At 50.0% G+C, this 12,752-nt stretch carries 9 protein-coding genes; 4 read left to right on the forward strand and 5 right to left on the reverse strand.

What is annotated here, in order from left to right; all coding sequences use genetic code 11:
- Nucleotides 1–489: 489 nt before the first annotated feature.
- Nucleotides 490–693, reverse strand: a complete 204-nt coding sequence (locus HVZ39_RS07210) for a YfgG family protein (RefSeq protein WP_047416419.1) — start codon at nt 691–693, stop codon at nt 490–492.
- Between the two features lie 350 nt (nt 694–1,043).
- Here HVZ39_RS07210 and HVZ39_RS07215 point away from each other — a divergent pair, with 350 nt between their 5' ends.
- Nucleotides 1,044–3,314 (forward strand): sensor domain-containing phosphodiesterase, encoded by a 2,271-nt coding sequence (locus HVZ39_RS07215; protein ID WP_181633411.1) that lies wholly within the window; start codon nt 1,044–1,046, stop codon nt 3,312–3,314.
- Here HVZ39_RS07215 and ppx read toward each other — a convergent pair.
- From ppx to purM, 4 genes are all read right to left on the reverse strand, one after another.
- Nucleotides 3,294–4,835 (reverse strand): exopolyphosphatase, encoded by a 1,542-nt coding sequence (ppx, locus tag HVZ39_RS07220; protein WP_016153985.1) that lies wholly within the window; start codon nt 4,833–4,835, stop codon nt 3,294–3,296. The genes HVZ39_RS07215 and ppx overlap by 21 nt on opposite strands.
- Nucleotides 4,836–4,839: 4 nt before the next feature.
- Nucleotides 4,840–6,906 (reverse strand): polyphosphate kinase 1, encoded by a 2,067-nt coding sequence (gene ppk1 / locus HVZ39_RS07225; RefSeq protein WP_003835119.1) that lies wholly within the window; start codon nt 6,904–6,906, stop codon nt 4,840–4,842.
- 210 nt (nt 6,907–7,116) lie between these two features.
- The gene (purN, locus tag HVZ39_RS07230; RefSeq protein WP_016153983.1) at nt 7,117–7,761 is read right to left on the reverse strand and encodes a phosphoribosylglycinamide formyltransferase; all 645 of its coding nucleotides are present in this window, start codon (nt 7,759–7,761) and stop codon (nt 7,117–7,119) included.
- The gene (gene purM / locus HVZ39_RS07235) at nt 7,758–8,795 is read right to left on the reverse strand and encodes a phosphoribosylformylglycinamidine cyclo-ligase (protein ID WP_016157121.1); all 1,038 of its coding nucleotides are present in this window, start codon (nt 8,793–8,795) and stop codon (nt 7,758–7,760) included. The genes purN and purM overlap by 4 nt, the downstream gene beginning before the upstream one ends.
- 295 nt (nt 8,796–9,090) lie before the next feature.
- Between purM and HVZ39_RS07240 the strand changes: the two genes are divergently transcribed.
- The 3 genes from HVZ39_RS07240 to uraA all read left to right on the forward strand — a co-directional run bounded on the left by HVZ39_RS07240 (nt 9,091) and on the right by uraA (nt 12,715).
- Nucleotides 9,091–10,521 (forward strand): 6-phospho-beta-glucosidase, encoded by a 1,431-nt coding sequence (locus tag HVZ39_RS07240; protein WP_019077368.1) that lies wholly within the window; start codon nt 9,091–9,093, stop codon nt 10,519–10,521.
- Nucleotides 10,522–10,703: 182 nt separating this feature from the next.
- Entirely contained in the window at nt 10,704–11,330 is a 627-nt protein-coding gene (upp, locus tag HVZ39_RS07245) for a uracil phosphoribosyltransferase (protein ID WP_003835110.1), read from the forward strand.
- Nucleotides 11,331–11,425: 95 nt separating this feature from the next.
- Nucleotides 11,426–12,715 carry a uracil permease gene (gene uraA, locus HVZ39_RS07250; protein ID WP_016157119.1) on the forward strand — a complete coding sequence of 430 codons (1,290 nt, stop codon included), beginning with the start codon at nt 11,426–11,428 and terminating at the stop codon, nt 12,713–12,715.
- The last annotated feature ends 37 nt before the right edge of the window (nt 12,716–12,752 follow it).

Genomic DNA, 12,752 nt, shown 5'->3' on the forward strand with positions numbered 1-12,752 from the left:
GCGCGAATTTTATCGATGCGACTGTCCTGCTCGGTAGTAGGGTTAATCACGCACTTAACGTCTGCGATCCATTCAACACCGCTTCTTATTTACGGAAATAATGAAAAGTACTCATGGTATTACCCTGTGGAATTTAATAATGGTAACAATTCAGATAAGCATTTAATTTCATGCTAAATATGAATGTTTTAGTCAGTGATATTTTCTGGCGATATTAATTAGCGTCTATTTGAGCACAGTGTATCTTTTTTATATCCAGTACACTGGAACGTAAAAAAATCAGCGCGAATGGCGCGGTGAAGTGGGATTAAAAGATGGTGTATTTGTGCGAAAAACACGGTTGATTATCCGATATATCAGCACGTGTGGGCGGGCAAGACTGCGTGAAGTTTCATCACTCAAATCCCTTACCGGATGGTTAAATGTCAGGCGATTAGCCATCCGGTAAGGAATCTTAATGCTGTAGTATCATCGGCTCGGCGCGAGCGATCAGCGTACGTCAGTTTGTGCAGGAGATGCCTGTTGCGGCAGGGTGATCTGCTGAGATTCTTTTTTGTTCTGGTGGTGGTGCCACGCACCTATGGCGGAGTAGACGAAGCGTCCGAAGAAGAAAAGAAAGCTGATAAGCAGTACGATCCGGATCATGCGACTGTTAAATCGGTGTCGTTTGCGTAGGCTGGTAACCTGGCTCACAAAAGGTTCCTTGTAGTGTACCCAACTGAGGGCGATAGTCACATTAAGGCATACTGTGAGGGAATGGTCAATTTTTCGTTATGTAAAATTGCTTCAGTTGTTTTATCTATTTATGTTATGGAAATTAATATTATTATTTGCATTAATAATGAGATAACGATAAAAAACCATGAAAAGAGTAATAATTGATTAATGAGGGACTTATTTATTGATGTGTATCAAGCATCACCCTTTGCTGACAACTAAAATTGATGAGTCATTTTAATGTATTTAACTTTATCGTTTTAACGTCAGGTGGGATGCCTGTCCGAATACCCCCTGCAGGATGTGCGGGATTCTACTGAGCATCTATGAAACTCAATAAAAATTATATTGGTATTAGAGATAGATGGTGGGCGTTACCTCTAATCTTGCCTTCCTTGCTGTTGCCTATATTGAGCACTGCTAACACCTATGCCCATATTAGTACCGGGAACGTAATTCTTTTCTACCTGCCTTTAGCGCTGATGATTAGCCTGATGTTGTTTTTTGGCTGGGCGGCATTACCAGGAATTATCATTTCCATCATCTGGTACAAATATCCGCAGGTTGGGTTATTTGAAATGCTCTCAATAATTTCGCACTTTATAGTTACGATAGTGCTTAGTTGGGGAGGGTATAAAGTTTTTGCTCCCCGGCGGAATAACGTTTCTTACGGTGACTCCCACCTGATGTTTCAGCACATGTTTTGGCAGGTTTTCTGCCCGGCAACGCTGTTTCTGCTATTCTTCCATTTCGCCGCGTTTGTGGGCGTCTATGAGAGCAAATCCGGTATGGTGGGCGTTATGCCCCTTAATACCGGCACGTTGATCAACTATCAGGCCATGCTGGCCGGGAATCTGGTTGGGGTTCCACTGTGCTACTTTATCATTCGCACGATTCGTAATCCTTTGTATATCAGAGGCTATTTATCTCAATTAAAGCAGCAGTTTGATACCAAAGTTACCAAAACAGAGTTTGCGGTCTGGTTGATTATATTGACCATACTAATGACATTGTTGTGTATGCCGCTAGATGAGAAAAGCTCGATATTTAGCACGAATTATACCTTGTCACTGATGCTGCCCGTCATGCTATGGGGAGCTATGCGTTACGGTTATAAATTTATTTCGTTAATATGGATGCTCGTACTCATTACAGCAATTCATTATTATCAACGCTATATGCCCTGGTATTCGGGTTACGATGTGCAGCTTGCCATTACCTCATCGAGTTACCTGGTTTTCTCCTTCATCGTGAATTTTATTGCCGTACTGGCAACGCGCCAGAGAATTGTCGCCAGACATTCTCATCGTCTGGCCTTCTATGACCCCATGGTGCATATTCCGAATTTGCGCGCTTTGAACCGGGATTTGAGAAAAGCGCCATGGTCAGTGCTTTGCTTTTTGAGTGTTCCGGGTATGGAACTGCTGGTGAAAAATTACGGCATTATGCTTCGTATCCAGTACAAGCAAAAACTTGCCCAGTGGGTAAAGCCATTGCTGAAACAAGATGAGCATGTCTATCAGTTATCGGGTAATGATTTAGTTCTGCGTTTTAACACCGAGTCGCATCAGGAGCGTATTGAAGCGCTGGACAGGCATATCAAGCAGTTTCGTTTTATCTGGGATGGCATGCCTTTACAGCCGCAGGTGGGGATTAGTTTTTGCTATGTCCGTTCTCCTGTTAATCACATCTACTTGTTACTGGGGGAGTTAAGCACCATCGCCGAGCTTTCTCTTGCGACCAATGCGCCAGAGAATTTGCAGCGCCGAGGCGTGATGCACCTGCAACGTGACCTGAAAGATAAGGTTGCGATGATGAATCGTCTGCAACTGGCGCTGGAGCACCATCGCTTTTTCCTGATGGCGCAGCCGATTTCAGGCGTGCGCGGCGATGTTTATCATGAAATTCTGCTGCGGCTAGAGGGGGATGATGGTGAAACCATCGGTCCTGACAGCTTCTTACCGGTAGCGCATGAGTTTGGATTGTCATCCAGCATCGATCTGTGGGTGATTGAAAATACGATGAAGTTTATGGCGCAGAATCGGGAAAAAATGCCCGCCCGTCGGTTTGCTATTAACTTATCTCCCACATCGGTATGCCGGGCCCGGCTTCCGCATGACATCAACCAGCTACTGATTAAGTACAAAGTTGAACCGTGGCAGCTGATTTTTGAAGTAACGGAAAGCAATGCCTTAACCAATGCGGAACAGGCGCAGGCAACGTTACTGCAGCTGCAATCATTGGGCTGTCAGATTGCGATTGATGATTTTGGTACCGGATATGCCAGCTATGCGCGGCTGAAGAATGTGAATGCCGATATCCTGAAAATTGATGGCAGCTTTATTCGCAACATCGTTTCGAATAGCCTCGACTATCAAATCGTGGCCTCTATTTGCCATCTGGCGCGGATGAAAAGAATGCTGGTGGTCGCGGAGTACGTCGAAAGCGAAGAAATACGCAGTGCGGTAATTTCGCTGGGGATTGATTACATGCAGGGGTATCTGATTGGTAAACCGCAGCCGTTGCATGAAATGCTGGAAGAACAGGTGCCAGAAGAACTGGCACCTGCTGAGAGCTTATGCGGCGATATCGGGTGAACTCTCTTCTTCAATTTTGAGTCGCCAGCCGGTAACGGCTTCCCAGTATTGCTGCTCTTTTTCCAGATCGAGCAGCACCAGCGCATTCTGGCTAAACCAGTCATGCGGAAAGCGTAAGGTCCAGTGGTTGTCGTCGGTAATTAGGGTCAGCGTCGGTGGCGTGGTGGTCGCCTGTCGCTGATTATTCAGCAGCACGCCCAGGCGCAACAGCTGAATTAACGGCAAAAACTGTTTTTTCTTGAACAGCGTAAAGCGGGGCAAATCATCCAGTTTCACCGCTTTGCGATGATATCGAACCAGGGTTGCCATCATCAGCTGTTGTTCCTGATTGAAACCCGGTAAATCGCTGTTTTGGAGGATATACGCCGAGTGGCGATGTAAACCGCTGTGGTTGATGTTCAGCCCAACCTCATGCAGCATCGCCGCCCAGCGCAGCAACGCTTCCAGTTGTGGATTGGCCAGCTTTGGCTGCTGCGTATGCCACTGGTCGTACATTTGCATCGTCGTTTCCAGTACGCGCCGGGCCTGTTCGCTGTCGATGTTGTACTGGTTCGCCAGGCTGCTCGCGGTACGGCTGCGAACGTCCTGGTGGCGAAAACGACCTTCCATCTCATACAGCACGCCTTCGCGTAGTGCGCCATCAGAAAGGCGGAGTTCGCGGATAGCCAGTGCGTCAAAAACGCCGCACAGAATCGCGAGTCCCGGCACAAACACCGCTTTTCGCTCTTCAGACAGCCCCGGCAGGCTGAGCGCATCGAATGACGCATGCTTCAGCACTTCGGTTCGCAGTTTGTCCAGGCGTTCAGGGGTGATAAAACCATCTTTCTCACCCATCTCCAGCAGCACTTCGTGTGCCGCTTTAATCGTGCCCGACGCGCCCAGCGCAACGTTCCAGCCCTGAATGCGAAACTGCCAGGTTAAGGTTTCAAGCTTTTGCGCTGCCGCCATGCGCGCACGCTGGAAGTTTTCCCGACTAATAGCGCCGCCCGGGAAATACATCTGAGCAAAACTGACGCAGCCCATACGACGGCTTTCCACCAGTTTGGGCTCGAAATCTTCGCCGATCACCAGTTCTGTTGAACCACCGCCGATATCAATAACCAGCTTACGACCCTTTTCCGGCTGGGTGTGCTCCACGCCCATAAAAATCAGTCGGGCTTCTTCATTACCGGAAATAATCTCAATCGGGTAGGGGATAACTTTTTCTGCTCGCTTGAGAAAATCGGTCGCATTTAGCGCCTGACGCAAAGTATGGGTTCCCACGATGCATACGCTTGATGGGGGAAAGCCCTGCAGACGTTCGGCGAACAGCGACAGGCAGCTTAATCCGCGCTCCATTGCCTCTTCGCTCAGCTTGTTATCTTCGCCGAGGCCATCCGCCAGATGAACGCGCTGTTTCAGTCGCCCGATAATCTGCATTGCGCCATCAACCACGCGGGCAATGACCATATGGAAACTGTTTGAACCAAGGTCGACCGCAGCAAATTCCTGCGGTCGTGGAGTCTTGTCGTGTATTGGCATAGCGTTAGTCAGGTTGCTCGAGTGATTTGATGTAGTCGTATATCGCCAATTGTGACTGAACCTTACGGCGGTTTCCGCGCGGTACGTAGCGATTACTGAGTTCTTTATCGATGAAGCGAGCCTTCACCGTGTCGCTGAACAGGATATCGATAATATCCAGCACACGTTGCTTAAGACGCGGGTCCAGCAGCGGTGTGGCGACTTCGATGCGATAGTCGATATTCCTGGTCATCCAGTCTGCGGAGGAGAGGTATACCTGCTTGTCGCCACCGTTTTCGAAGATATAAACCCGGTCGTGTTCAAGGTAGCGGTCAACTATGCTTATCACGCGAATATTGTCGCTAATGCCTTCCAGATTCGGAATCAAAGAGCACATACCGCGAATCAATAAATTGACTGGCACGCCTGAGCTTGAGGCCGCATAGAGACGATCAACCAGGCCTTTATCGACCAGGTTATTCAGTTTTAGGGTGATACCGGAAGGCTGTCCTTGCTGCGCGTTGGCGATTTCTTTGTCAATCATCGCGTACAGCAAACGGCGCGAGTTCTGCGGAGAAACCAGCAGATAATCGAACGTCACCGGACGATACGGGTTCTCGATGAAGTTGAACACCCGACGAACCTCGTTGGTAATGCGTGAGTCGGCGGTAAGTAACGAATAGTCGGTATAGAGACGCGCCGTTTTTTCGTTGAAGTTCCCCGTCCCGATATGCGCATAGCGCACAACTTCATCACCTTCTTTACGCGAGATAAGGAACAATTTTGCGTGAATTTTCAGGCCCGGCGCGGAGAAGATGACGTGAACGCCTGCCTCGGTAAGACGCTTGGCCCAATGAATGTTGGCTTCTTCATCAAAGCGAGCCTGCAACTCCACCACTACGGTGACTTTCTTACCGTTGTGCGCAGCATGGATCATCGAATCAATGATGCGCGAGTCTTTGGCCACACGGTAGATGTTGATTTTAATCGCCAGCACGCTCGGGTCGAAAGAGGCCTGGCGCAACAGTTCAAGAACGTGCTCAAAAGTGTGATACGGATAATATAGCAGCACGTCGCGTTCGCGAACGGCGTCAAAGCCGTTACGAAACTTCTCGTTATCGAACCAGATATGGCGCAAACGTGGCAGCGGTTTGTTCACCAGATTAGCTTTGCCAACGTTGGGGAAATTAATAAAGTCTTTGAAGTTATGGTAACGCCCGCCGGGAACAATCGAGTCGTAGCGAGAAATCGTCAGCTTTTCACGCAGTACCTCGACCAGCGCATTGGGCATGTCGCGCTGATAGACAAAACGTACAGGCTCTGCGGTCAGACGCTGTTTCAGGCTGGACGACATCAGCTCCATCAGGCTCGATTCCATCTCGTGCACCAAATCGTATTCGGCGTCGCGAGTCATTTTCATCGAATAGGCGTTCAGCGCATCGTAATCAAAGAACCCTTTGAAAATGTCGTCAAGGCAGTAGCGTAAGATGTTGTCCAGCAGGATCATCGGTTTGCGACGGCGCGGGGTTTCCGGCGGTAGATTCACAAAACGGGGAACCTTGTCGGAAGGGATTTCCAGCAGCGCGTAGCGGATCGTATCGCCGCGGATAATTTCCACCGCCAGATAGGTGTAGTCATCTTTCAGAAACTGAACTAAATCCGTCTCGCGGTTGATCAGGATCGGTGTAATGTGCTGGCGAAGATATTGTTTGAAGTAATGGCGTAACCAGCTCTGTTGATTGACCGACAACTGACGTTCATTGATAAGGAAAATCTGGTTGCGCGCCATCTCCAGCAGCAACTCGTTGTACAGGCCGTCAAATTCCTGATCGGCTTTTAATACACGGGCCTGGATTTTACCTAACAGATGGCGGGAGTGAGAGTTTGAACCCTGTTCTTCGCTAATAATGATTCGGCGCTTCAGTTCGGCAAAACGAACCTTATAAAACTCGTCGAGATTATTGGAATAGATGCCTAAGAAACGCATCCGTTCGATCAACGGGTTTGACTTATCAGCAGCTTCCTGGAGTACACGTTCGTTGAACGCTAACCAACTGAGTTCTTTCTCGATGTATAGCTTTTCCTGACCCATTACCACTTTTACTCCGTTTCATTCACGGGACACTACCGATTTATTATGGCGAGCATTGCTCTCAGATGTCCAACAGTGCCAGAAAAATATGACAATAAACCGTCTGATAGCAAAGAGAAAGGGGGAGCGTAGATGAATACCGGAGATGTTAACCGGAAAAGGTATTTATGCCTGTAAACCGGATGATGAGATCCGGTTTACAGGTTGATTTTATTCTTCGTCGGCGGCGTAGCCTTGTGGCGGCAGACGAACGCCGTCCAGCCATGCTGCGTTATCACGCATCTTCAGGCGACCATCAGTAAACCAGCTTACCACCAGCGGGTAAATGGTATGTTCCTGGGTCTGGACTCGTGCCGTGACATCATCTTCGCTGTCGCCTTCAAATACCGGAACCTTGGCCTGGAGAATAACCGGTCCGCCGTCCAGTTCATCGGTGACGAAATGGACGGAAGTGCCATGCTCTTCATCGCCGTTTTCCAGAACCTGACGGTGCGTGTGCAGGCCAGGATACTTCGGCAATAAAGACGGGTGGATATTCAGCAATCGTTCAGAATAGTGAGCAACAAACGCCGGACTTAGAATGCGCATATAACCGGCCAGCACCACGACATCGGGGGCATAAGCGTCGATTTCTTGTATCAGTTGCTGGTCGAATGCTTCGCGACTGGCAAACTGGGCGGCTTCCAGCGAGTGTGCAGGAATATTCGCTTCGCGTGCGCGCTCAAGGCCGAACGCATCGGCCTTGTTACTGAATACTGCACGTATGGTGCCATTGATTTTATTCTGTTCGCAGGCATCCATTATCGCCTGCAAATTGCTTCCGTTGCCGGAAATGAGCACCACAATGTTTTTCATTCAATGACCACACGCTGTTCGGAATCAGAAGCTTTGATGATACCGATTTTCCATGCGTTTTCACCTTTCTCATTGAGCAAAGCAAGGGCGTTGTCCACTTCAGAAGCTGGCAGGGCGATAACCATGCCTACGCCGCAGTTAAAGGTGCGATACATCTCATGCTGGCTGACGTTACCCGCCGTTTGCAGCCAGTTGAAGACGGCTGGCCACTGCCATGAAGATTCGTCGATCACAGCCTGCGTGTTGTCTGGCAGAACGCGTGGAATATTTTCCCAGAAACCACCGCCGGTCAGGTGGGCAATGGCATGAACATCAACCTTCTCAATCAGTTCCAGAATGGATTTGACATAAATGCGGGTCGGGGCCAGTAAGTGATCGGCCAGCGGCTTGCCTTCAAGCTCGGTGGTTTCCGGGTCACAACCGCTGACTTCAACAATTTTGCGCACCAGAGAGTAGCCGTTGGAGTGCGGACCGCTGGAGCCGAGTGCAATCAGTACGTCGCCGTCAGCCACTTTTGAACCGTCGATGATCTCAGATTTTTCGACGACGCCAACGCAGAAGCCTGCCACGTCGTAATCTTCGCCGTGGTACATCCCCGGCATTTCAGCCGTTTCACCGCCGACAAGCGCACAGCCAGACTGCAGACAGCCTTCGGCAATACCGTTAATGACGCTGGCTGCGGTATCCACATCCAGTTTGCCGGTAGCATAGTAGTCGAGGAAAAACAGCGGCTCAGCGCCCTGAACCACGAGGTCGTTGACGCACATTGCGACGAGGTCAATGCCGATAGTGTCATGGCGTTTCAGATCCATCGCCAGACGCAGTTTTGTGCCGACGCCATCAGTGCCGGAAACCAGTACCGGTTCACGATATTTTTGCGGCAATGCGCACAGCGCACCGAAGCCACCCAGACCACCCATAACTTCCGGACGACGAGTTTTCTTTACTACGCCTTTGATTCGATCAACCAGAGCATTACCTGCATCAATATCAACACCGGCATCTTTGTAGCTAAGAGAGGTTTTATCGGTCACTGCCTGCTTCCCCACATGTTTACTTGCAGTAAAAGTTAAATTCGGCGCAATTCTAACAGGGAAAGCAAACGTTTGCGAGCCTGCTCTGCATCAAGTTTTATGTGCTGATTTTTTCAGCATTTTACAATCATTTATCTATTTGTTTGAACTGCGCCACGAAAATGAAACCGGGTACAGTCTTGTGCTTGAAACCTGCCTGCTGAATACACAGTATCGTACTGAAACCGGTTTCTGTTTTCTGTTGCGGACCTCATCAACATCGTTTTGCACAGAGTAATCACGAGAGGGGAAGGGTATGTCAGGATTTAAAGCAGATTTCATGTGGGGTGGTGCCGTAGCCGCTCATCAACTGGAAGGTGGCTGGCAGGAAGGTGGAAAAGGAATTAGCGTTGCCGATGTCATGACGGCGGGGGCGCATGGCGTGGCGCGTGAAATCACTGACGGTGTGATTGCCGGTAAAAACTACCCTAACCACGACGCCATCGATTTTTATCACCGCTATAAAGACGACATTAAACTGTTTGCCGAAATGGGGTTTAAATGTTTTCGCACTTCGATTGCCTGGACGCGTATTTTCCCCTTAGGCGACGAAGCGCAACCCAATGAGGCTGGCCTGCAGTTCTATGATGACCTGTTTGACGAATGCCTGAAATATGGCATTGAACCGGTGATTACGTTGTCGCATTTCGAGATGCCATACCATCTGGTGACGCAATATGGCGGCTGGCGCAACCGTAAGCTTATCGATTTCTTTGTCCGTTTTGCCGCAGTGGTTTTTACCCGTTACCAGCACAAAGTGAAGTACTGGATGACGTTTAATGAAATTAACAACCAGGCAAATTATCACGAAGACTTCGCGCCTTTTACTAACTCTGGCCTGAAATACCAGCCCGGTGAAGACCGCGAGCCGGTTATGTACCAGGCGGCGCACTATGAACTGGTGGCAAGCGCGCTGGCGGTAAAGGCTGCGCGTGAGATTAACCCGGCATTGCAGATAGGGTGCATGATTGCCATGTGTCCTATCTATCCACTGACCTGCGCGCCGGACGATATGATGATGGCGATGAACGCCATGCACCGGCGTTACTGGTTTACCGATGTCCATGTGCGCGGCAAATACCCGCAGCATCTTCTCAACTACTTTGCCCGGCGTGGCTTTGATCTTGATATCACCGAGGAAGACCGTCAGGCGCTGACCGAGGGTTGTGTCGATTACATCGGCTTTAGCTACTATATGTCTTTCGCAACGCAGGCCACGGCAGACAACCCACAGCTGGACTACGACGAGTCGAAAAGTCTGGTTTCCAACCCGTACGTGCAGAAATCGGACTGGGGCTGGCAGATTGATCCCGTTGGTCTGCGCTATTCGCTGAACTGGTTCTGGGATCATTACCAACTGCCGCTGTTTATCGTCGAAAACGGCTTTGGTGCGATTGACGTGCAGCAGGCCGACGGCTCGGTAGATGATTCCTATCGTATTGACTATATGGCCGCACATATCAGCGAAATGAAAAAAGCGGTAGTGGAAGATGGCGTGGACCTGATGGGCTATACCCCGTGGGGCTGTATTGATTTAGTCTCGGCCGGGACGGGGGAGATGAAAAAACGCTACGGCTTTATCTATGTTGATAAAAATAATGACGGAAGCGGAACGTTAGCACGCTCGCCGAAGAAATCTTTTTCATGGTATCAAAACGTTATCCAGACCAATGCTGAATATCTATAAAATTCATAGCATTGACAGCAAGCCCCGCCAATAATGCGGGGCTTGTTTTATACTCATCATCCAGACGCAAACGACTTTGGTTGATCCATATCAAGCGTATCCAGTGTTGCGCCAGAGACGAAAAGCGGTATAATCCGGCGATTTTTTTGTGGTTGCCACTCGTCTGAGGAAAGGAGAAGAGTATGAAGATCGTGGAAGTCAAACACCCACTCGTCAAACACAAGCTGGGACTGATGCGTGAAAACGACATCAGCACTAAACGCTTTCGTGAACTCGCCTCGGAAGTTGGCAGCCTGCTGACTTATGAAGCAACCGCTGGTCTGGAAACCGAAAAGGTGACCATTGAAGGCTGGAACGGTCCGGTTGAAGTTGACCAAATCAAAGGTAAAAAAATCACCGTTGTGCCAATCCTGCGTGCGGGCCTGGGCATGATGGAAGGCGTACTGGAAAACGTTCCGAGCGCGCGTATCAGCGTGGTTGGTATGTACCGTAACGAAGAAACGCTGGAGCCGGTTCCGTACTTCCAGAAGCTGGTATCTAACATCGATGAGCGTATGGCGCTGATCGTTGACCCGATGCTGGCAACCGGCGGTTCCGTTATCGCCACCATCGACCTGCTGAAAAATGCAGGCTGCACCAGCATTAAAGTGCTGGTCCTGGTTGCGGCACCGGAAGGTATCGCGGCACTGGAAAAAGCGCACCCGGATGTTGAGCTGTACACGGCCTCCATCGATCAGGGGTTGAACGAGCACGGATACATTATTCCGGGGCTCGGCGATGCCGGCGATAAGATTTTTGGTACCAAGTAAACGAATAAGTGAAAAGAAGCCGACTTTAAGAGTCGGCTTTTTTTTGAATATAACAACCCAAGGCTAATAACAAACAACACTCAGAGGAAAACACTATGACGCGCCGTGCTATCGGGGTGAGTGAAAGACCGCCGCTTTTACAGACAATCCCGCTTAGTTTGCAGCACCTGTTCGCCATGTTTGGCGCAACGGTACTGGTGCCAGTCCTGTTCCACATCAACCCGGCTACCGTTCTGCTGTTTAACGGCATTGGTACGTTGCTGTATCTCTTTATCTGTAAAGGTAAAATTCCTGCGTATCTGGGTTCAAGCTTCGCATTTATTTCCCCGGTACTGCTGTTGCTGCCGTTAGGGTATGAAGTGGCGCTGGGTGGTTTCATTATGTGCGGCGTTCTGTTCTGCCTGGTTTCTTTCATCGTTAAGAAAGCAGGAACCGGCTGGCTGGATGTCATGTTCCCTCCTGCGGCGATGGGCGCAATCGTTGCCGTCATCGGTCTGGAGCTGGCTGGCGTCGCTGCGGGCATGGCGGGGTTACTGCCAGCAGAGGGACAATTACCGGATTCAAAAACCATCATCATCTCAATGGTGACGCTGGCTGTTACGGTATTTGGCTCTGTACTGTTCCGCGGTTTTATGGCGATTATCCCGATTCTGATTGGGGTGCTGGCCGGTTACGCACTCTCCTTCGTGATGGGGGTCGTGGACACCACGCCGATTGCGCAGGCCCACTGGTTTGCTCTGCCAACGTTCTACACGCCGCGCTTTGAATGGGTTGCCATTCTGACCATCCTGCCGGCGGCGCTGGTGGTCATCGCTGAACACGTTGGACACCTGGTGGTGACGGCGAATATCGTGAAAAAAGATTTGATTCGCGATCCTGGCCTGCATCGTTCTATGTTTGCCAACGGCCTGTCTACGGTTATCTCTGGTTTCTTCGGCTCTACGCCGAACACCACGTACGGCGAAAACATTGGCGTAATGGCGATTACCCGTGTTTACAGTACCTGGGTTATCGGCGGCGCGGCAATTTTTGCCATTCTGCTCTCCTGTGTGGGCAAACTGGCGGCGGCGATCCAAATCATTCCACTGCCGGTCATGGGTGGCGTATCGCTGCTGCTGTACGGCGTGATTGGTGCTTCCGGTATTCGCGTACTGATCGAGTCAAAAGTTGACTACAACAAGGCGCAAAACCTGATCCTGACCTCGGTTATTTTGATCATCGGCGTGAGTGGTGCGAAAGTTCACATTGGTGCCGCTGAGCTGAAAGGCATGGCGCTGGCGACCATTGTTGGCGTTTGTCTGAGCCTGATTTTCAAAGTTATCAGCCTGCTGCGTCCGGAAGAAGTCGTGCTTGACGCGGAAGATGCCGACAGTCCGCAACAGTAAATCTCTTACCGGGTGGCGATGCTGCCCGGTTCTATCA

It is taken from the genome of Citrobacter sp. RHB35-C21 (assembly GCF_013816515.1).
Classification (GTDB): domain Bacteria; phylum Pseudomonadota; class Gammaproteobacteria; order Enterobacterales; family Enterobacteriaceae; genus Citrobacter; species Citrobacter braakii.